The organism is Desulfoprunum sp. (genome assembly GCF_053613775.1).
The window spans coordinates 307,852-332,811 of record NZ_JBSHXH010000004.1 but is presented as its reverse complement, the minus strand read 5'-3'; the positions used below and the strand labels follow the sequence as shown (position 1 = coordinate 332,811).

General features: G+C 58.6%; 21 protein-coding genes. 12 read left to right on the top strand and 9 right to left on the bottom strand.

The genetic code is table 11. The annotated features are described in order from the left end of the window. Positions 1-45: 45 nt before the first annotated feature. The 8 genes from ACWGKN_RS05570 to ACWGKN_RS05535 form a co-directional block, all read right to left on the bottom strand. Positions 46-1,488 carry an acetyl-CoA carboxylase biotin carboxylase subunit gene (locus tag ACWGKN_RS05570; RefSeq protein WP_452094849.1) on the bottom strand — a complete coding sequence of 481 codons (1,443 nt, stop codon included), beginning with the start codon at positions 1,486-1,488 and terminating at the stop codon, positions 46-48. A 174-nt stretch (positions 1,489-1,662) separates the two neighbouring features. Then, complete coding sequence (locus tag ACWGKN_RS05565; RefSeq protein WP_452094848.1) at positions 1,663-2,664, bottom strand: D-cysteine desulfhydrase family protein; 1,002 nt, start codon at positions 2,662-2,664, stop codon at positions 1,663-1,665. A gap of 618 nt (positions 2,665-3,282) precedes the next feature. Continuing rightward, positions 3,283-3,693, bottom strand: coding sequence for a PIN domain-containing protein (locus ACWGKN_RS05560; RefSeq protein WP_452094847.1), 411 nt, complete (start codon positions 3,691-3,693; stop codon positions 3,283-3,285). Beyond that, positions 3,690-3,929: an AbrB/MazE/SpoVT family DNA-binding domain-containing protein gene (locus ACWGKN_RS05555; RefSeq protein ID WP_424256110.1), complete on the bottom strand. Its 240-nt coding sequence runs from the start codon at positions 3,927-3,929 to the stop codon at positions 3,690-3,692. The genes ACWGKN_RS05560 and ACWGKN_RS05555 overlap by 4 nt, the downstream gene beginning before the upstream one ends. Positions 3,930-4,582: 653 nt before the next feature. After that, entirely contained in the window at positions 4,583-5,758 is a 1,176-nt protein-coding gene (locus tag ACWGKN_RS05550; protein ID WP_424256108.1) for a polysaccharide pyruvyl transferase family protein, read from the bottom strand. Positions 5,759-5,783: 25 nt separating this feature from the next. Then, positions 5,784-6,806, bottom strand: coding sequence for an NAD-dependent epimerase/dehydratase family protein (locus tag ACWGKN_RS05545; protein WP_452094846.1), 1,023 nt, complete (start codon positions 6,804-6,806; stop codon positions 5,784-5,786). Further along, positions 6,799-8,067 carry a glycosyltransferase family 4 protein gene (locus ACWGKN_RS05540; protein ID WP_424256104.1) on the bottom strand — a complete coding sequence of 423 codons (1,269 nt, stop codon included), beginning with the start codon at positions 8,065-8,067 and terminating at the stop codon, positions 6,799-6,801. The genes ACWGKN_RS05545 and ACWGKN_RS05540 overlap by 8 nt, the downstream gene beginning before the upstream one ends. Before the next feature lie 88 nt (positions 8,068-8,155). Beyond that, a complete protein-coding gene (locus ACWGKN_RS05535) occupies positions 8,156-9,874 on the bottom strand; it encodes a transposase (RefSeq protein WP_452094845.1) in 1,719 nt (572 codons plus the stop codon). Positions 9,875-10,358: 484 nt separating this feature from the next. Here ACWGKN_RS05535 and ACWGKN_RS05530 point away from each other — a divergent pair, with 484 nt between their 5' ends. After that, positions 10,359-10,838, top strand: coding sequence for a GNAT family N-acetyltransferase (locus tag ACWGKN_RS05530; RefSeq protein WP_035227956.1), 480 nt, complete (start codon positions 10,359-10,361; stop codon positions 10,836-10,838). Between the two features lie 251 nt (positions 10,839-11,089). Further along, the gene (locus tag ACWGKN_RS05525) at positions 11,090-11,536 is read left to right on the top strand and encodes an acyl-CoA thioesterase (RefSeq protein WP_052159780.1); all 447 of its coding nucleotides are present in this window, start codon (positions 11,090-11,092) and stop codon (positions 11,534-11,536) included. A gap of 153 nt (positions 11,537-11,689) precedes the next feature. Here the strand turns inward: ACWGKN_RS05525 and ACWGKN_RS05520 are convergent, their stop codons facing one another. Next, positions 11,690-12,790: an alpha/beta fold hydrolase gene (locus tag ACWGKN_RS05520; RefSeq protein WP_052159781.1), complete on the bottom strand. Its 1,101-nt coding sequence runs from the start codon at positions 12,788-12,790 to the stop codon at positions 11,690-11,692. Between the two features lie 139 nt (positions 12,791-12,929). On the opposite strand from ACWGKN_RS05520, the gene ACWGKN_RS05515 reads away from it, so the two are divergent. The 10 genes from ACWGKN_RS05515 (at position 12,930) to ACWGKN_RS05470 (ending at position 24,950) form a co-directional block, all read left to right on the top strand. Continuing rightward, complete coding sequence (locus ACWGKN_RS05515; RefSeq protein ID WP_452094844.1) at positions 12,930-14,813, top strand: fructose-bisphosphatase class III; 1,884 nt, start codon at positions 12,930-12,932, stop codon at positions 14,811-14,813. Positions 14,814-14,817: 4 nt separating this feature from the next. Further along, positions 14,818-15,765, top strand: a complete 948-nt coding sequence (locus ACWGKN_RS05510; protein ID WP_035227990.1) for a fructose-bisphosphatase class II family protein — start codon at positions 14,818-14,820, stop codon at positions 15,763-15,765. Positions 15,766-15,810: 45 nt separating this feature from the next. Then, on the top strand, positions 15,811-16,749 hold the full coding sequence (locus tag ACWGKN_RS05505) for an NADH-quinone oxidoreductase subunit B family protein (RefSeq protein WP_452094843.1): 939 nt from the start codon (positions 15,811-15,813) through the stop codon (positions 16,747-16,749). 1 nt (position 16,750) lies between these two features. Beyond that, a complete protein-coding gene (locus ACWGKN_RS05500; RefSeq protein ID WP_452094842.1) occupies positions 16,751-18,304 on the top strand; it encodes a nickel-dependent hydrogenase large subunit in 1,554 nt (517 codons plus the stop codon). Then, positions 18,289-18,747, top strand: a complete 459-nt coding sequence (locus tag ACWGKN_RS05495) for a hydrogenase maturation protease (protein WP_052159784.1) — start codon at positions 18,289-18,291, stop codon at positions 18,745-18,747. The genes ACWGKN_RS05500 and ACWGKN_RS05495 overlap by 16 nt, the downstream gene beginning before the upstream one ends. A 7-nt stretch (positions 18,748-18,754) precedes the next feature. Continuing rightward, entirely contained in the window at positions 18,755-20,167 is a 1,413-nt protein-coding gene (locus ACWGKN_RS05490; protein ID WP_424255022.1) for an ATP-binding protein, read from the top strand. A gap of 214 nt (positions 20,168-20,381) precedes the next feature. Next, complete coding sequence (locus ACWGKN_RS05485; protein WP_035227961.1) at positions 20,382-21,062, top strand: nitrite/sulfite reductase domain-containing protein; 681 nt, start codon at positions 20,382-20,384, stop codon at positions 21,060-21,062. Positions 21,063-21,066: 4 nt separating this feature from the next. Beyond that, positions 21,067-21,870, top strand: coding sequence for a sugar phosphate isomerase/epimerase family protein (locus ACWGKN_RS05480; protein ID WP_052159786.1), 804 nt, complete (start codon positions 21,067-21,069; stop codon positions 21,868-21,870). Between the two features lie 433 nt (positions 21,871-22,303). Continuing rightward, positions 22,304-23,563 (top strand): putative sulfate/molybdate transporter, encoded by a 1,260-nt coding sequence (locus ACWGKN_RS05475; protein WP_424255019.1) that lies wholly within the window; start codon positions 22,304-22,306, stop codon positions 23,561-23,563. A 460-nt stretch (positions 23,564-24,023) separates the two neighbouring features. After that, the gene (locus tag ACWGKN_RS05470; RefSeq protein ID WP_035227962.1) at positions 24,024-24,950 is read left to right on the top strand and encodes an NAD(P)/FAD-dependent oxidoreductase; all 927 of its coding nucleotides are present in this window, start codon (positions 24,024-24,026) and stop codon (positions 24,948-24,950) included. The last annotated feature ends 10 nt before the right edge of the window (positions 24,951-24,960 follow it).

The window sequence follows — 24,960 nt, the reverse complement described above, 5'->3', positions numbered from 1 at the left end:
GTGGAATGCTTTGCGGGAAAGCGATGATTCAGGAAAACCGCCGCCTCATTTGGCGTAACGGTTCTCGCCCCGGTAATGGATCTCGGCGATCAGCCGCGCCAGCTTGTTGATCTCGGAATTGTCTTCCTTGTACTGGAACAGCTGCTCGTGGGTCTCCAGGTACGAGGTATCGAAGACGCCCTTCTGGAAATCGGGATCGTTGACCAGATTGAGGTAGAACGGGATCGTCGTCTTCGGCCCGGTGATGACGTAGTTGGTGAGACAGCGGCGCAGGCGATCGACCGTTTCCTCCCACGACCAGCCGAAGACGGTGAGCTTGACCAGCAGCGAGTCGTAGACCTCGGGGATGGTGAAACCCTGGTAGCAGAAACCGTCGAGGCGCACCCCGTAGCCGCCGGGCGAGCGGTAGACGCTGATGGTCTTGCCGCCCTCGGGCATGAAGTTGTTCTGCGGGTCCTCGGCATTGATCCGCATCTCGATGGCGTGGCCGCGGGTCCTGATATCCTCCTGCCGGATATGGAGATTGTAGCCCATCGCCAGTTTGATCTGGCTGCGGACGATATCGATGCCGGTGACCATCTCGGTGACCGTATGTTCGACCTGGAGGCGGGTGTTGATCTCCATGAAATAGTAGGTGTTGTCGCTGTCGAGCAGGAATTCGACGGTTCCGGCGTTGAAATAGCCCGAGGCCTTGGCGGCCGTGACCGCCGTCCGGCAGATCTCTTCCCGCAGTTCCTCGCTGATCTGGAAGGCCGGGGCGATCTCCACCAGTTTCTGGTTGCGCCGCTGGATCGAGCAGTCGCGGGTGCCGAGGTGGAGGGTAGTGCCGGAGCGGTCGGCCAGGATCTGGACCTCGACATGGCGCGGATTGAGCACCACCTTCTCGATGTACACCGAATCGTCGTTGAAGGCCGCCTTGGCCTCGGCCCGGGCGATCGGATACTGCTCCCGCAGCTCGTTCTCGTTCTCGATCCGGCGGATGCCGCGACCGCCGCCGCCCGAGGTCGCCTTGAGCATGATCGGAAAGCCGTAGCGGGCGACAAAGTCCATCGCCACCTGGAGCCCTTTGGCGCCGGCCGGCAGATTCTCGGTGCCCGGGACCATGGCGATGCCGGCCTCGGCCATGATCCGGCGGGCCATGACCTTGCTGCCGAGATTCTCGATGACATCGGAGGGAGGGCCGATGAAGACCAGCCCGGCATTCTCGCAGGCCCTGGCAAGATCGGGGTTCTCGGCCAGAAAGCCGTAGCCGGGATGGATGGCGCTGACATTCGACCGCAGGGCGGTGCCGATGATCTTTTCGACATCGAGATAATCCTTGCGCGGCCCGTCACCGATCCAGATCGCCTCGTCGGCTAACCGCAGATGCCGGGAATTCCTGTCCGGTGTCTCATAGATGGCAATGGCCTCGTAATCAAGTTCCTGGATGGCCCGGATAAGCCGGATGGCGATTTCGCCCCTGTTGGCGACTAGGATTCGTTTTTTCAAGGTTGCGACTCTTTCTGTTCGAGGGAGGAGAAACGGCATCCCGTGGGAGTACCGCAGAATGACTCACCGCAAGGCCTTCCGCATATCGAGGCCTGAACGACACAACACGCAAGGATAAACATAATTAATGGACAAGGCAAGCAATACTGATCCATAAACCACCCGAACCGGAGATCAAATCACCAGTTCACCGGCATGGGCAAAGAGGGCCGGACTGCCGCCGGTGTGCCAGAACAGCACGGTATCCCGGGGCCCGATCTCGCCGTTGCGGATCAGGTCGATCAGCCCGCCCATCGCCCGTCCGGTGTACACCGGGTCGAGCAGGATGCCCTCGAGGCGGGCGGTGAGGGAGATCGCCTCGCGCTCGCGGTCGCCGATCACCCCATAGCCGGCGCCGACATAGTCATCGCGGAGGATCAGATCGGCGCCAGCGAAGGTGTGGTCCAGTCCCAGCAGCGTTGCGGTGGCCCCGGCCAGGTCGAGGATATGCTCGCCCAGCGTCATCTCCCCGCTCTCCTCCTTGTCGATATTGATGCCGACCAGCCGCGTCCCGAGGCCGCCCAGGACCTTGCCGACCATCAGCCCGGCGTGGGTCCCGCCCGAGCTCGAGGCGAAAACGATATGGGAGACGCGATCGGCCTCCGGACCCAGTTGGAGCGTCAGTTCCCGCATTGCTTCGACGAACCCCGCCGCCCCGATCGCGTTGGAGCCGCCATAGGGGATAATGTAGGGCTTTCGGCCGCTGGCCCGCAGCCGGTCGCAGATCGCCGGGATATCCTCCCCCTTGCGGCGGGCGCCGGACCAATGGATCGTCGCCCCCAGCAACCGGTCCAGCAGCAGGTTGCCGTTCAGTGCGGCCGGTTCCTCGCCGCCAAGGGCCAGGTGGCAGCCGAGACCGCAGACGGCCGCCGCCGCGGCGGTCTGGCGGCAGTGGTTGGACTGGGCGGCGCCGCCGGTGACGACGACATCGGCACCTTGCGCAAGCGCGTCGCCGAGCAGGAATTCGAGCTTTCTGGTCTTGTTGCCGCCCAGGGCCAGCCCGGTCTGGTCATCGCGCTTTATCAGGATCGCCGGGCCGCCGAGATACTTCGACAGCGCCGGCAACGGCACCACCGGGGTCGGCAGAAAACCCAGGCTATTTCTCGCCATCCGGTCCAGCATCGTCGTATCCGCCATCGTTGCCTCCGTTTTTCTCTCCAGCTATTTTTTACTGATGAGCCTCTTGCATAAAGAACAGATGCAGAATCTGTCATTTCGACCGGAGGGAGAAATCTCCTCGTCTTGAAAACCAAGATTTCTCGCTATCGCTCGAAATGACAACATAATTTATTTCGTGCATTCGAAATGCAAGTGAGACGTACTGTGTGATTTTGTCGTTTTGCAAAAGGCTCTGATATTTTGTTTATTTTCTAATGGCAATCGGTTCCTGGTCCTCACTGACCGGCACCTTCCTCCAGAGAGTACTTCCCGTCGGTGATTAAAATTGCCAGGATGTGCAATGAGCTTGAGGATCTCGGTCCGAAAAATTGGAAGGCAACCATGGTCGCCGCTTTTTTCTCCGAAGGGCAGGTTGCAGCGGACATGGTCGATAGTCTCGGCTCTTGCAATGATCTGAAAAACGATGGGATTGTTCTCTCCTCACTCCCCGTTCCGGCGCCGAATAGATCGGGGGAACAATTCGCTGCCAGGAAAATCAAGGACGTAAGTCCGACAAACCCTCCTGCCCGTTCCGATACTGACTTTTCAGACAGCGAAGAAGGGCCGATCAGCCCAGGCTTCGCTGCGTATGAACAATCACGGCTCTTTGCGTTGGATGGCGGTAATTCGAGCCAGGTGTTTTTTATCGTAGGAGAATATCTCCTCGACATGATGACGTTCCATGACCGCCGCAATATAGCCGTCGATGAAATCGATATTGCGTTGCATATACATCTCGATCGCCTTCTCTACAAGGGCGCCGTTAATGACTTCGAGCCCCGGTGTGGCTAGGATGGCCTTGACCATCGGCCCGATGGCACGGTTTTCCAGTTTGTAGAAGGATTCGAGCACCCAGACCACCTCGGCGAGGACCATTTCGGTGGTCATCAGCCGTTCCTTGCCTTTGGCGGCCTGATCCAGAAGCCTTTCCACCCTGTCGGCCTTGGCAGGTTCATCGTTGGTCAGATAACGGATGAAGATATCGGCGTCGAGGAAACTTGTTTTCATGACATTTCCTCGATGGTCCGGCGGCTCACCTCTTCTTTGGCAGTCTGCCGCTCTTCGTCCATGTTTCCGGGACCGGCCACTGCACCGCGAAAATCACGGAGAGTCTTGACGGGAACGAGGATAATCCTGTCTCCTTCAGTGATAAAATCGATCTTGTCGTTGGTCTTAATTCCATATTTTTTCCTGATCGACACCGGAATCGTAACTTGACCCTTGGTAGTTACCGTCGAAATCATTTCTTACCTCATTCTATTTTGATTACTTTTATAATATTGTAAGAAATTCTTGGATGTCAAGCACCATGAACTACCACCCACTCCTCCCTTCCCCCTATTCAACCATACCATGAACGCCAAGCGCCAGCCCGGTCTGGCCATATTGTCACCTCAGGATCGCCGGTCCTTCGAGATGTTTCACCTGGGCCGGCAACGACTCCACCGGGGTCGGCAGAAAGCCAAGACGTTTTTTCACCATCCTGCCCAACATCGTGGTATCCGCCATCGTTGCCTCCATTCTTGTCTCCATACTTTTGTCCAGTTCGTAATCCGAAAATTTCCCCGCTGCCGGCTACCCCTGATCCCAACATATCGGGCCATTTTTCAGACAGAAATGGACATTGGCTATGACCACCCTTGTAAATTGACAAAAAGGAAAGTCTCGAGGCCTCCCTCCTTATCATTTCGAGCGAATCGAGAAATCTCGTGTTTCAGAAGATGCCCCTCTCGTTGCAACTGATGTTCGATTGATGAGCCCCCTCCCTCGCCAATCATCATATTCGCGATCCATTCCGCGATATTGTCTCTGGCGATTTCAAGGTTCCCTCATGTCGGCCCCAGTGCCATCAAGGATCAATCTCGGTTGGCGGGCTCGCCATCTGAGATTGATCTGATCACAGAGAATCTAGAATATCGGAGACATAGCCGACACTGTCGCGTGCCTTTTTCTTTTCGTTGTCGACTATCGGCCGCATGTGATTTCGTAAATTTTCTCTCTTCTCCCATGATCTCATCATCATGGCGGTCAGATTTTCCATGGACAGGTCGTCGAAAGTAATCGTCCAGTCTCCCATGCCGATGGTTCTTAAAAATCCTGCACTTTTGGGGTAGGCGTTGATATTGATCATCGGCGTTGTCACGGCGGCACAGAAAATCAGGGTATGGGTTCGAAGTCCGGCGTGAATTTCCAATTCGCTCAGCAACCCCGTGAGTTCCTGGTAGGTATAATCGCAATTGCCGACAATCCTGATACGATCTCGATGACGGCTGTATTGAACGCATTCCTTGGTGATCTTCATGTCCATGATCTGGCTCACGGTGAACAGAATATCGACACCAAGTTTTTCAATCAGACTGTCGGCGGTATCAGCGATAATCCGGCAGAATTTCTCCCGGTTCATGCTGCCTTTCTCATTGAAATCATCAATATAGGAATTGACATTGAGACCGATGGTGCCCTTCGGGTTGGTGAACAAGCCTTCCTTGCGGATGATTTCATCCATCCGGGCGGGGGAAGGAACCTGGGTATTGAGGGCGCAATCAGCGTGAATCTTGATTTCAGGATGGCGCAAATTCAACCGTTCGATGAGATGCTTGGTGCTTTCATCCCTGGTGATCACCAGTGGAGAGGCATCCAGTACTCTCTGGAGCGCCCGGCTGCCGACCTGACGGTCGATCGGTCCGATACTGGCATTATAGAGAATAATCGGTATGTTTTTCTTGCGGCAGAAGGGGGCGAAAAGGGATATGGAGCTGAGATTGTTGATTAAAGGGTTATAGAACTTTCGGTCGAAAAGGATATTGTCGACAATCAATACCATCTGAGTATCGACCATCGCCCGATACAAAGGCCAACCCAGATTTTTCAAGGCAAGATTCCAGGGGAGCAAGCCAATGGGCTGAATCCGGTGCCGGCCAAAGGCAGTCCTGATAAAGTTGGTATTGAGTGTCGGTATCTTGAAATGAATATCGGATCGCTGCAGAGCAAAATCGTCGAGCAGATTCCCTAATATTGCATTGTCGCCTGCATTACGGCCTGAATTATTGCCGAGAATGGTGATTGCTTTCATGAATGTATTTTATGGAAATGAGTTGTTATTTTTTCATCCAGCCCTGCTGAACATACCAATCAGCCGTTTCGACAAGGCCTTCCCTGTTTGAATATTTCGGATGATAACCCAAAACGTTGCGCATCTTGCTCACATCGAAATGTCGGTCCTTCGAATAAAAAGCCACCCGGCGACGATAAATGGGCGGTTCGATTTTAAACGGTTTACAGATCAATTCGCAGAGGTCTCCGAGAAGAAAAAACGGGCCGATCGGCAGGCGCACCACTTTTGTCTTCACATTGAAATGATTTGATATGATTTCGGCAATTTCGGCAATCGGAATAGCTTCGTCGCCGCCACAGACAAACGTCTCACCCTCGGCTGCCGGATGGGTGGCGGCGATAATAAAGGTGTTGGTCAGGTCATCAACATGGACGAGATGATACATGCATTTGCCGTTGCCCAGCAGGGGAAAGTACGGCCTGGTCGCCATCTTGAACAGTTTCAGCAGACGACGGTCTCCCGGACCATAGATCGCGGCGGGGCGGATGATGGTGTAGTTGAGCTTGTTCTTTTTGGCAAACTCGTTCAGCCAGAGTTCAGCCTCGAGCTTGGTCCGTTGATATTCGTCCCCAGGTCCGAACGGATACTCCTCCGTGGCCGGCGGATTGGCGATATGGCCGTGCACCCCGAAGGTTGAAACCTGAACAAGTCGTTTGAAATCGGGGTTCTTGAGGACCTCGTTGGCGATGATCCGGGTACTTTTTACATGGACATTCCAATAGTCTTGTTCGGTACTTTTTGCTTCCCGGAAGGCAGCGGCAACGTGGAACACATATTCCTGACCCTGCAATGCTTGCCGCATCATTGCTTCATCGAAAACCTCGCCCCGAAACCATTCGATCGGCAGATCCTTCAATGGTTCCAGGTTGGAAGTGTTTCTGGCGACTGCACTGACCTTCAGGCCAGCGTCAACCAGTTTCCTGGTCAGTACAATCCCCGTAAAACCGGTGGCTCCGGTAACGAGTACGGGAGTACCTTTGGGAATCTTGCAGAAATTTTCAGTCATTACTCATTAACTCCGTAGCGATATTGGTAGATACTTCACTGAAGAATACTATAAAGACAATTTGCAGCACTTTGGGGACAACCCCCAGATTCGAGGAGGACAGCACATACTCATAGCACCTCGCCAGTCTGGCGCAAAGGTGATCGAAGGTGAAGGTGGTCTCATACCGCTTGCGACAGGCATCGCCAAGTTGTTCTCGCATTTTTTCATCGTTTACCAGCAGGATTATGGAACGAGCGAGCGATTCAGGCTCTGGTGGTGCAAATACCGCTGTCTCTTCATCGAGCAGAAGTCTATGGGAGACGACATCCGTTGCGACAATGGACCTTCCTGCCTTCATATAGTCCAGAATTTTGAGAGGGGTGTTGATTCCGGAAACTCGCGGAGAAAGTAGTATATCTGATGCGGCAAGATAATCTGGCAGGATATCGGGAGCTATCTTGCCAAGAAAGGTAACGTGAGCAGCTACTCCTTGTTCGATCAGTACATTTCTATTTTTCGCTATCTCTTCCGGGTTGCCGCCGATAATGACGAAACGCGCCCGTTCGTTATTCTTCACCACCGTCGGAATGGCGGCAAACATCAAATCCACGCCCTGATAAATGGCAAAAGAACCAACAAAGGTGATAAGGACATCATCATCATTCTGCAAAAGCTTCCCCCGCGTTGCCTGAATATCGACTGGGGATGGCTCCATAAGGGATGAAGGAATATCGGCGATATTGAAGGCCCGGGTAGCGGTCTTCATGGCGTTGACCTGATCGACCAGACCCGGACCGGTACAAATAACCGCATTGGCTACTCGCACGGAGAGTTTTTCCAGAGCAGCGTAAGCGTTCAGGATGATGTTTTTGATTCGTCCCTTTTTGTAGGAGAATGGATCGGAGTGTTTTTCATAGATAGCTTTTACCCTGAACAATTTTCCAAGTACGGCGGCGAAAAATCCAGCCTCTTCTATCCCATGGATAACATCGTAACGATTCTGAAGACAGAGCGAAATCGCTTTCAGAAAAATGAGCAGATCAAAAAACAGCTTCCAGAAAGAGGGGCCGATAGGGATATTCTTGACCCTGAACGGATTGGCCACCCGATATACCCGTACTCTGTTGATCTCCTGATCATCTCCTATCGGAAGAGTGAGTAGATCGATCTGGTACCCGAGATCGGTGAGGGCAAGAAGGTTGAATTTGACCCGGATTGGTGACCCACGCCATTGAAAGAAGGGTTGCGGCGAAATTAACAGGATTCTTTTGTTCTTCATAAGGAGTAACTATCCAGCTGGATGTATTTACGCACCGGTTTTCGCGCCTGCTTTAACCGACACAATCATTAACATGCACCAATTCCGTTCAACTGAACTGGAGAGACAAATCGACGCCGTTCAGCCAAGGCATCTTCCGGGGCAGGGTTGACCAGTCAACGGCCCGCAATACCGGTGTATGGGCGCGCCTGGACAACTTCACAGTGATGTTCCCGTCCCGAACTTCGATAGTACCCCCGCCCTTGACGAAGTTCCGGAAAATTTTTGCTGCATCGCAGTCTTCGAAACCACGCAACTGCCGGGCCAGACGGCAATACAGGGTATCCGCAATCATCGTCATGATCACATCGAAGTGGACCTTGATCAGGATCGGCGACGACAGGGCATTGAGATGGAAAAACTTGACCGCCTCGGCGATCCCGTTTTCGACACGCCACCGCCTGGCATAGTTGCCGACCAGCAGTTCCGCCGGCATCGCAAAGTCGTTGGTGATCAGAAAGGCCGGCTTCTCCCTGCCGTTGCCACGGACTATGATCTGCCGGACTTCGCCGACATAACCGCGCAGTGCAATTCTCGATTCGTGCACCATCGGTTGCGGATACTTACGTTTATCGTGGGGGATGGTAATCCGTTTCCAGGGCGCAAGTTTCTCCGTCTCCGCGACAAGCTTATGGCCCCGCCGCCTGAGGGTGATGAACCCGATCTTCTGGTGGTTGAGCTCGGAGAGATTCTCGTAGGTGGTCAGTTTGGAATCAAAGATGAATGTCGAGTCCATCGGCTTTTTGATGCCCCGCCAGAAGGAGAGGAAGGCGAGAATCTGGTCATCGGCCTCACTGCGCTGAATATCGGCGGCGGAAAAAAGAATCAGTCTGCTGTCGGCATCTTGGGCCAGGAGAGTAAGGGCCCCTTTCATCCGTTTGCCCCTGGCGCCGGCCCAGTGTTCCTGGAGAACCGATTCGTCGCCGAAGTGCGGGATGGTGTGGAAATCAAGGTTGATGATCGAACCGGAACAAAGGGCCAAGCGCATGACCTGGCGGATGAAGGCATCCTGCAGGCGGAGAAGATGATCGGCGTCGAGGGAATACGAGTAGGTGGAGAGGGCGGTACATTTCGGCAAGACGTTGAGACCGGCGAAGAGGCCCGGCCCCGGATCGAAAACGTGCCCGTCGACATGGGCGTGGCGCTCGGTACCGAGAAGCTTCAAGGCCAGAATGGAGAAGAGGTAGTTGGTTGCGGAAAGGCTCTTGCTCTCCGGAAGCTTGGCCTCCTTGATAACGGCATCAAGATTGAGTTGGGCAATGAATGGAGCGAAGAGAAACACCCCGGCGCCGGCGGATTCGAACCGTTGCCCCTCGAGTCGTTCGATTGCGACTGGTGTGGCAACTTCCGGCACCTCTGATCCTCCAATGGTCCGGCCGATCTTCAGCTGGGTTCGTCGGGGAAGCTTTTTAAATCCTTCTTCGGCCAGGATACGTTCGATGGTGCGCACGGAAATGTCTACCGCCTCCTGGTGGAGCAGTTGGGCGATATCGCCGGCCGAGAGTTCGCGCTGCCGCCATGCAACAATTTTCTGCCGGGTCGCGGCATCGATTCTCCGTCGCGGGCGACTGCCTTCGGCCACTGCTTCCGAGAAGTCGATCTTTTCATGACGGAACTGATGCCTGAGAACACGGAGATAGCCGACGCTCAACCCGAAACGTTCGGCAACAATGTGGTCCGGAAGACGCTCGACAAAGGAAGCCCGTAGCGCTTCGTACTTGCGCTGCCATTTGTCGACCGGTTTGGTGAAAAAGTCGGCATCTCTCATACCCTGTATGTATACATAGTGACGCACATGACAGTCAATTTAAAAACACAAACCGGATAGGGTTTACGCAACCCAAAATCGATCGTCAGAGCTATATCGGCAACTATATGTCATTATATTGTTTATTGACATGGCACACTGTGGAGCGCTGACTAGCCTTGTATTTTATGCTTGTATTTCCATTTTTTAAGCGTCACAGTTGATAACACAACACGGGGGCGGCTCTCCTGAATAAAATTATATTTTATAACAGCACGTTACCTTTGAAGCCGGATAGGGGCTGCCCTTTCGGCGATTGATCCGAAACGCTTCGCGAAAATCGATGGTATGAAAACCCATGTTATAGTGAGTTAACACAATGTACGGGGGCTTCAATGAAGGTTGACAATATCGACGTAGAAGAAACAGCCAGGCGGGTTACCGAACTGATCGCAGCCGAGAAGGACCTCTCGCCGGCGCTCCAGGATCCAGCCTTGGAATCGAAATGATCAGAGAAGCCACACTGGATGACCGTGAAGTTTTGGTGCAGCTCATTCGCGATTCCTTCCGCGATGTAGCGCAGCGGTTTTCGTTGAAACAGGACAACTGTCCAAAGCACCCATCAAACTGCGATTCATCATGGATCGAGTCGGATTTCGCACGCGGTGTTCAGTACTCCATTTTCTATGTGGATGAAAAGCCGATAGGTTGCGTGGCCGTTGAACAACCACAAGCCGATGTCTGCTATCTTGAACGCCTCTCGGTCCTCCCTGAAATGCGCGGCAGGCATTTTGGAGTCAGGCTTGTGCAATATGCGTTGGAACATGCCGCATCAAAAGGAGCCCGCAAGGTCGGTATCGGCATCATCGATGAGCAGATTGAGTTGAAGCAGTGGTATCAGCAGCTTGGTTTTGTTGTTACGGAGATAAAAAGCTTCCCCCATCTCCCCTTTACAGTCTGTCTCATGGTATTTGCAATAAAGTAATCTGCCGAGATCACCTTTCGCTCCGGCAGCAATTCCCCTGTCCTCCGTTGCCGTTGGTAATACTATGTTATCTTTCTAAAAATTATTTATATGAAATCGATATCATATTTTAGTATCTTCATATTGGTTTCAGGTCCTGGTTTTACGAAACATACTATGCGTAAAGCTGTTGAGTCAGCTCATCTGATTCGAAAGAATCGATATCTGATGAAAAAGCCTTTACCCGACTTAAACTCAAGGATGGCCACATCATGATCGAACATAAAAAATTCGTAACGGAGATAAAGATCAGATTCAGAGATATCGACTCGATGGGACACGTTAACAACGCCGTCTATCTGACGTATTTTGAAGAAGGCAGGAAGGAATTTGTACGCTCATTGTTTGGCATCATCAATCCGGAAGATTACAATTTTATCCTTGCTCATATTGATTGTGATTTTGTGAGGCCGATAAAAATAAGCGACACAGTGTTCCTGGAAATATGGGTCGGAGAAATTGGCGAAAAACGTTTTGATTTTATTTATAAATTGCTGAAGAAAGGCGATAATGACAGGGAATCATCAGCCTGCGCTCATGGGCGATCCGTTCAGGTATTTTTTGATTACAAACAGAATACCACCCTTCCTATTCCAGCAGATGTTCGTCAAAAGCTCTCGGAATACTTCGACAAGGATATGGCTGAACAGAAATCGTAAAATACGCATGGGCCGTCGTTCCAGCGGGTGTATTGGGTTCAGTTTCGCCCCGTAAACGCCTGGACTCCGCGCCGTGCAGGTTTTAGCACGCCCGGTCGTACATTGTACAGGTGTCTCGGGTAGGCCGCGGCAAAAGGGGGAAAATCAGCCCCTTCACCGTGTCGTCTCGTCGATGAAACCGTGGATCTCCGCGAGGACCCGGTCACGGATCGCATCCTTTTCCATCAATAGTTCGTGCCTCCCCTCCGGCAGGGCGACCAGGCGGCAGTCGTCGAGCCGGCGGCAGAACTGCCGCTGTTCCTCTCCGCCCACCACCCGATCGTTTTCCCCCTGCAGCAGCAGGATGGGGAGCCCCGGATCCAGGTCCTGTTCCATCAGCTCCCGCGTGGCTGCCAGGGCCTGGTCGACCCACCTAAAGGTCGGGGCCTCGATGGCCAACAGCGGGTTGCGGGCGATAAGGCGCCGGTTCATCTCGAATCTCTGCCGGCTGCCGGTGAGGTAATTGCCCTCAAAAATCTTCTGCCGTTCGTAGATCCCGGCCCCGGGGACCGCGGCATCACCGAGGCCGGTATGGACCGCGAGCCGGCAAGCACCCCGGACAATATTGGTGAGAACGGGATGGAGGTCGAGCGACAGCATCGGCGAGCAGAGAATGATCCGGTCCAGCACTCCCCGGTGGCGGGCGGCATAGAGCAGGGAGATGGTCCCGCCCATGCTGTGGCTGAGGACGATGATAGTCTTGGGCTTCTGCGGCCTGACGATCCGCGCGAGAAACCGGTCGAGGTCGGCGACATAGTCGTCGAAGGCGTCGACATGGCCTTTGCCGCGATCGGCCAGCAGCCGGCCGGACAGTCCCTGACCGCGATGGTCATAGGTATAGAGTGAAAAACCCGAGTCCTTCAGGTCGTAGAACAGTTCGGCATACTTTTCGGCGTATTCGGTCCGGCCGTTGACGACCACCAGCGCCCCGCGCCCTGACGCCGCTTTCCGACCGGCGTACCGCAGCTCGACCCCGCCGCTGCCGCGCAAGGTGCCGACGGTGAATTCCCGCTGCCAGAATTTCTCGATATTCGCCTGCCGTTGCCCGATCTCCCCCGCCCCGGCCAGGGCCGCTGCCGCGACCAGCAGCCCGCCCAACAGCAGGAGCGCAAAACTTTTCCTGATCAGCGCCGCCCCCGCCCCCATCAGGGAACGGCCGGCCGGGCATCGATCGCGGTTGCCGGAGGTTGAGGCTTTTCCTTTGAAAAATATCATGTAGAAGAATACAATTAGGCCACACCGGTCAGTCATGGCCGGATGACGGAATGCAACATGCTCGACAGGCCCTGTCCAACGATGCCCTGGGGCATGAAGGCAGGCACATTTTCTTCTATGACAGCCACGGAGCGGCAGTATGCGACCCGGATTATCACCCGATCAGACAAACAAGACAAGCCCGAATATCGACAGGCAGGTCATGGTGGCAGAGATCGACCGGCTTGCACATCAGCTGCTGAAGCTGGAAAACCGGCTCAACTCCAATATCCCGACCACCCTGTGGATCAGCGACCTGCACGGCGAGGGCGACCGCTTCAAATCGATCCTCCGCGGCCGTTTCGGCATGCTCTACCAGACCTGCCGCGAGGCCCTGCCCAACACCTTCAGCCCCGACAAGATCCAGTACCTCGTCCGCATCATCCGCAAACAGCAGTACATCCGCGACGAGGACATCGCCATGGACATGCAGGACGTCATCTTCTGCCTGATCCAGATCCTCAGGTACAAGCTGACCAACATCGGCTACCAGGGCCGCGAGATCTTCCCGCCGGAGTTCAGCGACACCATCAGCCGGCTGCTCTCCGGCCTGCCGGTGCCCAACCCGATCTTCGAGGAGGAGATCATCTCGCTGCGGCTGATCGCCCACCTGTCGCACACCATCCGCCAGGTGCTGCTCGACCGGATCCAGGTCCTGGGCGATATCTTCGACCGCGGGCCGCAGCCGGATAAGATCATCCGCATCCTGTCGTCGAGCGCCTATCGCGATATGGTCGATTATGTCTACGGCAACCATGACATCCTGTGGATGGGGGCCGCCTCCGGCAACCGCTCGCTGATCGCCGAAACGATGCGGATCACCTGCCGCTACGACCACTTCGCCCTGATCGAGCGCCTGCGCTTCGACACCACCCATCTCGCCGAATTCGCCGAGCGCACCTACCCGGTCGAGACCATCACCGGCAACTTCAAGGCCAAGACCAGCAAGGGACGGGCGATGGAGAAGGCCCTGGCGATCATCCAGTTCAAGCTCGAGGAGCAGACCATCCGCGACTACCCCGAGTACGACATGGAGTCGCGGCTGTGGCTCGACCGCCTGGCGCTGATGCTGAAAACCGGCAAGACCGAGGGGCTCAACGACACCAGCTTCCCCACCATCGATCTCGACAACCCCGGCCGCCTGTTGCCGGAGGAACAGGAGATCATGAACGATCTCGCCCATCAGTTCGCCACCAACCGCCGCCTCAAGCGGCTGCTCAAATTCTTCTTCACCAAGGGTCAGACCTATCTGATCCACAATAACTTCCTCAACATCCACGCCCTGGTGCCGTCGACCGCCGACGGCCAGTTCGAGGAATTCCTCGGCCGCAAGGGCAAGCAGCTCCTCGATTTCACCCAGGAGACGATTCGCCGGGTCGGCGTCAACTACCTCGACGACCGGCCGCAGCGCCCCCAGGACCAGGCCCTGTTCTTCTATCTGTGGTGCGGCCCCAGGTCGCCGTTCTTCGGCAAGCACGCGATGAAGACCTTCGAGCGCTATTTCCTCAGCGACAAGCAGACCCACAAGGAGCGGTCGCTCTACTGGAAAGACAACATGCAGACCGAGGCCTTCAAGGAGAAGATGCAGCAGGAGTTCGGCATCCGCCGGGTCATCTACGGCCACACCCCGGTCGATTACAAGAAGGGGGCGCAGATGGCGAGCTCGGACGGCGTGGCGATCAACATCGACGGCGGCTTCGCCGAGGCCTACTACAACCGCGGCCACTCGCTGGTCCACACCCCGCACCAGCTGTACGGCATCATCCTGCCGACGCCCACCGAGATCATCGAGGCCGAACGCCGGCTCGAATCGGCGCCGCTCGATATCGAACTGATCGACGAATTCCGCCAGCCGATGAAAATCAAGGACACCATCGAAGGCAGGGCCCTGAAGAAACAGCGCGACGAGATCATGGCGCAGATCAGGAAGCTGGCACAACTGAACGGGCACGCCGCCGCCTCCCCTCCCTATGCACAAGACTGATTTCATGGACACCAACTACGGAATGGAGATCGTCAGGGCGACGGAGATCGCCGCCCTGACCGCCGCACGGCTGCAGGGACTGGGCGACCACACCGGCATTCTCAACGAAACCCGCCAGGCCATCGCCAAGACCCTCAACCGGCTGGCGATCGAGGGCTGCCTCGTCAACGACCGCTTCGTCGACCGCCCGGGGTTCTTTCAGCTGCCGGCGGCCATCGGTCGCGGCGGCCCGAAGTCGGACCTGATGGCAGTGGCCCTCGAGGCCTACCATTCCGCCGCCGACGGCCGCAACAACGCCACCTCCTTTGCCGTAATCGCCAAAGAGGGCTCGATCCAGTCGGTGCCGAACCTCAACATGTACAAGCTGGTGGTCGGGCCGGAGGCGGGACAGGTGATCGATATCAACCAGCCGCCGATCGTCAATGTCAAACGGGTCGCCCGGGCGCTGAAAAAATATACCGAGAGCGTCACCGTGCTGATCCTCAACCAGACCCGGCACCAGCAGCTGATCAACGAAGTCCGCAGCTGCGGCGCCCGGATCAAGCTGATCGACGAGGGCGAGATCTCGGGCTGCCTGGCGGCGATCACCGGCGAGCGGGCCGATATCTACATGGGCTACGGCTTCGCCCCCGAGGGGGCCCTGGTCGCGGCGGCGATCAGCTGCCTCGGCGGCTACTTCGAGGGCAAGATCTTCTACGAGAACGATCGCGACCGGACCCAGGCCGAGGCCCACGGGATCAGCGATCTCGACAAGATCTTCCGGGTCGAGGATCTGGTGCGGAGCAAGGAGGTGGCGATCGCCGCCTCCGGCGTGACCGACGGCGAATTCCTCGAGGGCGTCCGCTTCACCTCGAACGGGGCCATCACCTCCTCGTTCGTCGCCCGTGGGGAGACACGGACCTACCGCAAGTTGGAGACGAGGCATTTCTTCGACTACAAACCGGTCTATTAGCACCGCCGCCTCGGACTATTCCGAGCGCGGAGCATCAGGAGAGATATGAATCCAAACCTATACTGGCTGCAGTGCGGCGGTTGCAGCGGCGACACGATGTCGATGCTGAGCGCCGATTCGCCGAACATCGCCGAGGCCACCAATACCGTCGGTCTCGATGTCCTGTTCCACCCTTCGTTCTCGGCCCTGACGCCGGCCCGGCACCTGCGGCTGCTCGACGATCTGACGGGTGGCGCCCTGCCCCTCGACATCCTCTGCGTCGAAGGCACCGTCATCACCGGCCCCAACGGCACCGGGATGTTCGAGACCTGCGCCGGCCGCCCCAAGAAGGACCTGATCGCCCAGTTGGCGGCCCGGGCCGGACTGATCGTCGCCGTCGGCACCTGCGCCGCCTTCGGCGGGGTCACCCGGGCCTGCGATGTCGGCGGCGTCGGCCTGCAGTTCGCCGGCAAGGAGGCCGGCGGCTTTCTCAGCGCGGACTTCGTCAGCCGCGAAGGCTCGCCGGTCATCAACCTGCCCGGCTGCCCGGTCCATCCCCAGGTCCTCATCGGCACCCTCAGCGCCCTGGCTACCGGCAAGCGGCTCAAGCTCAACGAGCGCAACGCCCCGCTCGAGTACTACAACATGCTGGTCCACCAGGGCTGCACCCGCAACGAGTACCACGAGTACCAGATCGAGGAGACCGACTTCGGCCAGATGGGCTGCCTCTTCTTCCATATGGGCTGCCACGGGCCGCTGGCCCACGGCCCCTGCAACAAGTTTCTGTGGAACAACCGCAGCTGCAAGACGAGATCCGGCATCCCCTGTTTCGGCTGCACCGAACCCGACTTTCCCCAGGATACGCCGTTCTTCGAGACCCCCAACATCGTCGGCCTGCCGATCAACCTGCCCGACGGCGTCGACCGGCCCCATTATCTCGCCTACAAGGGCATGGCCGCGGCGGCGGCGCCCGAGAGGCTGAAACACCGCCAACCCAAGGTCTGACATGTCCGAGAACAGGAAAAAGACGATCGATGTGGCCCTCAACCGGGTCGAAGGCGATCTCGAACTGAGGATCGAACACGAAGACGGCGTGGTCACCAATGCCTGGAGCAAAGGCATCATGTACCGCGGTTTCGAGAACATGCTCAAGGGACGGGGGGCGCTCGACGGCCTGGTCCTGACCCCCCGGGTCTGCGGCATCTGCGGCACCGCCCACCTGCTGACCGCAGCCAAGGCGCTCGACATGATCAGCGGCGCCCAGTTGCCGGTCAACGCCCTGCTGGTCCGCAACCTGGCGATGATGGCGGAGCACATCCAGAGCGATCTCCGCCACGGCATCCTGATGTTCATGCAGGATTGCCACAACCCGGCCTACGCCGGCCTGCCCCTCTACGGCGAGGCGGTCCGCCGCTACCAGGCCTTCAAGGGCCGCTCGGTCATCGGGGCCATCGGCATGACCAAAAAGATCCTCGAGATCGTCGCCATCCTCGGCGGCCAGTGGCCCAACTCGTCGTTCATCGTCCCCGGCGGCGTCGCCAGCGTCCCGACCTTCAACGATATCGTCAACTGCACCTATATCATCAACCTCTTCACCACCTGGTACGAGGAGCAGATCCTCGGCTGCCCGCTCGAACGCTGGCAGCAGGTACGAAGCGAACAGGACCTGCAGGCGTGGCTCGACGAAAGCGACGCCCACCGCGACGGCGACCTCGGCTTCTTCATCCGTTTTGCCCGGCTGGTCGGGCTCGACCGCCTCGGCCGCGGCCATGGCAACTTTGTCAGTTTCGGCCAGCTCGAGCTGCCGCAGGGCAGCGCCGTCCGCGGCCGCACCGCCGACCCGCTGCTGCTGGCGGCCGGATTCATCGGCCAGGGGCAGGCGCCTGCCGGCTGCGATCAGGAACTGGTGACCGAGCACGTCGCCTACTCCCATTTCGTCGATTATCCCGGCGGCCTCCATCCCTCCGAAGGTCTGACCCAGCCCTATGTCTCGCCCTACGAGATCATCAAATACTCGTTCTGCAAGGCCCCCAGGTACAACGGCCGGCCGGCCGAGACCGGCCCCCTGGCGCAGATGCTGACCAGCGGCCATCCGCTGTTTGCCGACATGATCGCCGCCGGCGGCCCCAACGCCTATGTCCGGGAACTGGCGCGGCTGACCCGACCGGCGGAGCTCCTGCCGGCGATGAAGACCTGGGCCGGAGAGATCGACCCCGAGGCCCCTTTCTACCATTCGGTGCGCGAGATCCCCGACGGCCACGGCTACGGTCTGATCGACGCCAGTCGCGGCGCCCTCGGCCACTGGGTGGAGATCAGCCGACAGAAGATCGCCCACTACCAGATCATCACCCCCACCGCCTGGAACGGTTCACCGCGGGATCACGACGGGGTCCGCGGGCCATGGGAGGAGGCCCTGATCGGCACCCCGATCGCCGACCCGGACAACCCGGTCGAGATCGGCCATGTCATCCGCTCCTTCGATGCCTGTCAGGTCTGCTCGGTGCACCTGCTGACCAACAACGCTCCTGCCACCGGCCGCTCGCGATGCGTACGCGTATAATCTGCATCGGCAACCCCTTCATCGCCGCCGATGCGGCGGGACCGATGGTCCACGACATCCTCGCCGGCCGCAGTCTGCCGGCAGCGGTCGAGCTGGTCGATGGCGGTCTGGCCGGTCTCCGCCTGCTGCCGCTGCTCGAAGGCTGCGATCAGGTCATCGTCGTCGACGCGGTCGAGGGATTCAGGGATGAGCCGGGAATCGTCATCCTCGATCCGGCGGCGCTGCCGCCCGTACCGGTGGATTACGGCCATCAGGCGGGACTGGCCTATCTGCTCCAGGCAGCGCCGCACGTCCTCGACCCGCCGCTGCCGGCTATTGTCGTCGTCGGCATCGAAGGGCCGGCGACCGATGCGATCTGCCGGGAGGCGGCCCGAATCTGCCTCGACACGGTCGGATCCGCCAGCGGCCGCCCCTGCCGTTTACAACCCGTCTGCGCCGGATGAGCCAGCGATGAGCGACCAGGACAGCGACCAGATCATCCAGCGGCTGCGCGAGGAAAACACGGCCCTTTTCAACGAGCTGCGGGTGGCGCGGGAGGCGGCGGCGATCACCGCCGAACTGGTCGCCAAGCAGTTCGCAAACCTTGACACCATCCTCGGCGAACTCGATCAGCGGGCCAGAAACGAGCAGAAGCTGAGGGAAGAGATGTCGATCGCCCGCCGGGAGGCGGAGATGGCCAACTCCGCCAAGAGCGATTTCCTCGCCAACATGAGCCATGAGATCCGCACCCCGATGAACGGCATCATCGGCATGACCGACCTGATGCTGGCCACCGACCTCAGCCCGGACCAGAGGCATTATCTCGAAATGGTGCAGCAGTCGGCGGCCAGGCTCCTCAAGGTCATCAACGACATTCTCGACTTTTCCAAGATCGAATCCGGCAAGCTCCAGCTCGACCCGGTCGATTTCAACCTCCGCGAGACCCTGGAAGAGTCCATCCACATGCTCGATCTGCCGGCCCTCCAGAAGGATCTCGTCCTCTCCTTCCACATCGATGAGACGGTGCCCCAATGGGTCCATGGCGATCCCAACCGGCTGACCCAGATCCTGATCAATCTGCTCAACAACGCCATCAAGTTCACCGACAAGGGCGAGGTGCGGCTGGAGGTCGTGCCGATGACCGCCACCGCCGAGGACGAGATCTGCCTGCGATTCAACGTCATCGACACCGGGATCGGCATCCCGGCCGAAAAACAGCACCTGATCTTCGAATCGTTCAACCAGGCCGACACCTCGACGACGCGCAAATACGGAGGCACCGGTCTCGGACTGGCGATCTCCTCACAGCTGGCATCGCTGATGGGCAGCAAGATCTACGTCGAGAGCAGCCCGGGCCGCGGCTCCAGCTTCTGGTTCATCTGCGCCCTGAAAAAGACCGCCGACGCCTGTAAAGCTCGGGAACGCCTGGCCGACACCGCCGCCGCTCCGGCAGCGGAGGGCACGAGCCTGTCCGGCAGGAGGGTCCTCCTCGCCGAAGACGAGCCGATCAACCAGATGCTGGCGACCACCCTGCTCAACCAGCTCGGGGTCCAGGTCATCGCTGTCGCCAACGGCGCCGCGGCCCTCGCCGCGATCTATGATTCCGGTCCGTTCGATCTGGTGCTGATGGACCTGCAGATGCCGGAACTCGACGGATTTCAGGCTACCAGAAGGATCCGGATGCTTCCCGGCCGACAATCCGAGGTGCCGATCGTCGCCCTGACGGCCCATGCCCGGACCCAGGACCGTGACAAATGCCTTCGATCCGGGATGGACGACTATCTCAGCAAACCGATCAACCGGGACGAACTGGAGGGCATCCTCACCCGACTGCTGCGGCGAAAACCCACCGGCGGCAGGGCCGACCCGAAAAACCGGCGATAGACCGGCAACCTCGGCTGAGCACGGCGCGGATCCCCCTCCCGCCCTCGAAGGTCCCTGGCCGGCACATCGGCGCTCGTATACGGCCGTGCCCCGGCAAGATCGCCCGCAACTCAAATCGGCGATGCATTGACAGCAAAATCTGGTAGTATATGCACAATGATACCAGTCACCCATTGTCACTACCTTATCGATACGATACAAAGGAGAAATATCCATGTCTACGGAAGAAGCCCCCAAGGGAGCGATCCTGCAGCGCGACAAAGAGACCTACGCCATCGTTCCCCGCATCCCCTGCGGCCTGCTGACCAAGGAAAAGTTGCGGAACCTGGCGACGGTCGTGGAAAAATACGACATCCCGATCGTCAAGCTGACCTCCGGCCACCGCATTGCCCTGGTCGGCATGAAGGCCGACCAGATCAACGCCATCTATGCCGACCTGGGGATGGACCCCGGCAAGGCCACCGAGCTCTGCCTCCACTACGTCCAGGCCTGCCCCGGCACCGAGGTCTGCAAGTTCGGCATCCAGGATTCCCTCGGCTTCGGCATCAAACTCGAAGCAATGCTGGCCGGCCGGGAAACGCCCGCCAAACTCAAGGTCGGAGTCTCCGGCTGCCCCTTTACCTGTGCCGAGGGGCTGGTCCGCGATATCGGCGTGACGGGGAGGAAAAAAGGCTGGAACGTCTCCTTCGGCGGCAATTCCGGCAAGCAGGCCCGGGTCGGCGATATCCTGGCCGAAGAGATCGGCACCGAGGAGGTGATCACCCTGATCAACCGTTGCATCGACTTCTACGCCGAACACGGGAAGAAAAAAGAGCGGACTTCCCGCTTCATCGAACGGATCGGCCTCGATGCCTTCAAGGAGGCGGTCCTGTCCCGCCCCCTCTCGGAAGGCTGAACCGATGCCTCCGCGCACGAGCGTGCTCCAGGGCTGTTTCGTCAACGCCCCATGGTACGACCTGAAGGACAGGCTGCTGGACTTCGTTCTCGAAAACCGTCTGCAGCCCGAGATCGGCCTCGAGGGGACCTGCCTCTACGACGAGGATATCGGCGAGTTCAAAAGGATCCAGAAACTGCTCGCCGACCGGGGCCTGCAGTGCACGCTGCATGCCCCCTTCATCGATCTCGCCCCCGGTTCCCTCGACCCGTATATCCTCGAGAAAAGCCGGGACAAGTTGCGGCGGGCGATCGAACTGGCAGCGGTCTTCCAGCCGCGCTCGATTGTCTGCCACCTGCAGTTCGAGGAAAACAAGCACGGCTATTTCTTCGACCGCTGGCTGGCTCAATCCCTCGCCACCTGGCGCCAGCTGGTGGAACAGGCGGCGGCCGTCGGGGCGCGGATCATGCTCGAAAATACCTACGAGACCACCCCCGAAGTGCACCGGCTGGTCCTGACCGAGCTGCAGCATCCGGCGATCGGCTTCTGCCTCGATGTCGGCCATGTCGCCGCCTTCGCCCGGGGCTCCTGGCAGGACTGGCTGCCGACGCTGCTGCCCTGGCTCGGCCAGCTGCATCTCCACGACAACGCGGGCGACAAGGATCGGCATCTCGCCCCGGGGCTCGGCAGCTTCGATTTTCCCGGCCTCTTCCAGTTCCTGAATGAGCGGAACTGCCACCCGGTCATCACCCTCGAACCGCATTCCCAGGAAGATCTGTGGCAGGCGATCGATTATTTCGAACGGACCGGCCTGCTCAACGGCATCTGACCCCTTCCCCACCTTCCCGGGCCGGTGGCCGTCTGTTCCGACGCCACCGGCCAACTCTCGTCATTCCCCCTGCCACCGCTCCGATCAGGCATGAGGGCCGATCCGTGCCCCTGTACTCCGCCTTTCCCTCGAGGTCGGCGGCAGAAAATAACGGCGGCACAGCGACGGCAACGATCGACCAATCACCGCCGGGCCGGCGAGACAGGGGCAAGGACAACCCCGATCTGACGTGTCTATTGTTTCCGCAAAAACTTGACAAACCCGCCTCAATCACGGTAAGAGTGTTGTAACACGATTATTATTTTAATCGTGTTAGCAATACATTCCCCATCGCCCTGCGCCTGCATCCATGCCGAATTCGCAGGGATGCCCGCCGGTTCCGGGTTGGGCCGCGCATTCGGGGGTGAAATTGGAGTTTGCCCGGGAGGTGCCGATGAACACGACGACAGAGCAACAGAGGGATCGGCAGACGGAGAAGCCCGCCCCGCCTGCCGATTTGGCCAACGCTGCCACCGAGACAACCGCCCTGCGGTTCGACAGGGTCGAACTTTCCGGGGCCTTCGGCGATCTGGGGACGCTGCTGCCTATCGTCGTGGCCATGATCCTGATCAACAAGCTGAGCCCCTCGACGGTGTTCCTCGGCTTCGGCCTGTTTTACCTGATGGCCGGCTACTACTATCGCCTGCCGATTCCGGTGCAGCCGCTGAAGGCCGTGGGCGCCATCGCCATCGCCTACCCGGCGGTCATCACCGAATCGGTGATCGGCGCCTCGGGGATCATTTTCGGGGTCATCCTGCTCGCCCTCTCCCTGACCGGCATGGTCGACCAGCTGGCCAGGCTCTTCTCCCAGGCGGTGGTGCGGGGCATCCAACTGACCCTGGGGCTGATCTTCCTCAAGAAAGGCATCGAACTGATCATCGACAAGGACCTGTTCATGTCCGGAATTTCCGGTAGACTGAGCGGGCTTCCGGTCAACATGATGATCGGCGTCGCGGTCTTCTGCATGGTTCTGCTTCTCCTCGACAACAAACGGTTCCCGGCCGCCCTGGCCGCCCTGGCTGTCGGCATCGTCTCGGGGATCGCCCTGGGCGGACTCTCCGGTCGCTCCCTGACCCTCGGTCCAACGGACATGCACCTCATCCACCCGACGCTGGCCGATTTCTGGACCGCCTTCATCATGCTGATCCTGCCCCAGATTCCGCTGACCATCGGCAATGCCTGCGTCGGCACGGCAGAGACCTGCACCAGCCTGTTCACCGGCAACTCGCAGTTGAGCAAGGCCAAGGCGGGAAAATTCGCCTTCTCGATGGGGATCATGAATCTCCCGGCCGGATTCTTCGGAGCGGTACCGATGTGCCATGGCACCGGGGGACTGGCGGCCCATTTCCGCTTTGGCGCCCGGACCGGCGGCGCCCCGATCATGATCGGCCTGTTTTTCGTCGTCGTCGCCCTGGTGCTGGGAGACCTGGGATTCACCCTGCTGGCGCTCATCCCCCAGTCGGTCCTGGGGGTGCTGCTGGTGTTCGCCGGCCTGGAACTCTGTCCGCTGCTGCGCAGCCTGAAGACCAACGAGGAATATTTCGTTGCCCTGCTGATCGCCGGCATCGCCCTGGTCGTGCCGAACATGGGCTGGGCCTTCGCCATCGGCATCGGCGCCGATTTTTTCATCAGAAAAATGAAAATCAAGATCTGACCGGGCGGGGCGCCGCACGAGCGTTGCGGCCGCACCGATGGATCCGCCAGACCTCCCTTCCCCGCACTTGTTTCCGATCGCCGCCAGTATCGCGTCAGGAGGCCACGAGTGCACCGCCGCATTCGAACAGCTTCAGTTCTCTTTACCCCCAATTCCCACAATGGCAGGCATTGCCGATTGGCCCAGTGCCTGACGATCATTTTTCCCCCTCCTCGAAAATTTAAACGCAAAACCTCGTAAGTTTCCGAGTTGTTCCGAGGCCCGGTTTTTTATTTAATCGCCCTATGAGCATGACCGGCGTTCATCTGCCGCCGGAGCAATCGCCATCGAAATGGAAGTCGGACTCCGCTGAAAAAATTCTCATTCCGGTACAGGGCGCTCGAAACGAGTGGGATCTTTTTTAACGGTTCGTTTCATTCCACAATATTTTGACCGCGGCAGGCGGTCAGGGAGGCAGTCAATGGAAAAAACATACGATATCGTCATTGTCGGGGCCGGACCGGCCGGCATGACCGCGGCCATCTATGCGATCCGGGCCAACATGAAGGTGCTGATGCTCGACCGGTTGTCACCGGGCGGCCAGATGATCAACACCAACGAGGTCGAAAACTATACCGGCGCCGGCAAGCTGAGCGGCGCCGACCTCGCCATCAGGATGTTCGAACATACCCAGGAACTGGGGGTCGAGTTCGACTACAAGACCGTCATCGACATCACCGACGGCGGCCTGTGGAAGACCATCACCTGCGAAGAGGACGACACCGTCTACAAGGCAAAGGCGGTCATCCTCGCCACCGGCACCGTGCCCCGCCGGCTCGGCGTCCCCGGCGAGGACACCTGGGCCGCCTCCGGCATCAGCTGGTGTGCGATCTGCGACGGTGCCCAGTACTGCGGCAAGGAGGTCGTGGTCATCGGCGGCGGCAACTCGGCGGTCGAAGAGTCGATCTACCTCGCCGGCATCTGCACCAAGCTGACCATCGTCACCATGTTCGACCTCACCGCCGACCCCAAGGCCTGCGACCAGCTGCGCCGGTTGCCCACCGTCACCATCTACCCCTACCAGGATGTCCTGGAGTTCACCGGCACCGACCGCCTCACCGGGGTGCGCTTCAAGTCGACCAAAGAAGATGCGACCGAGCGCTATGTGACCTGCGACGGCGTCTTCGAGTACATCGGTTTTCAGGCCTCGTCCCAGGCCTTCGCCCGGCTCGGCATCGTCGATCGCACCGGCTGCATCCAGACCGACTCGCACATGCGGACCTCGGTCCCCGGGATCTTCGGCGCCGGCGACATCACCGTCAAGCACCTGCGGCAGATCGTCACCGCCTGCTCGGACGGCGCCGTCGCCGCCAACAGTGCCGCCAACTACGTTGAATCAAATAGATAATCAGGGGGAA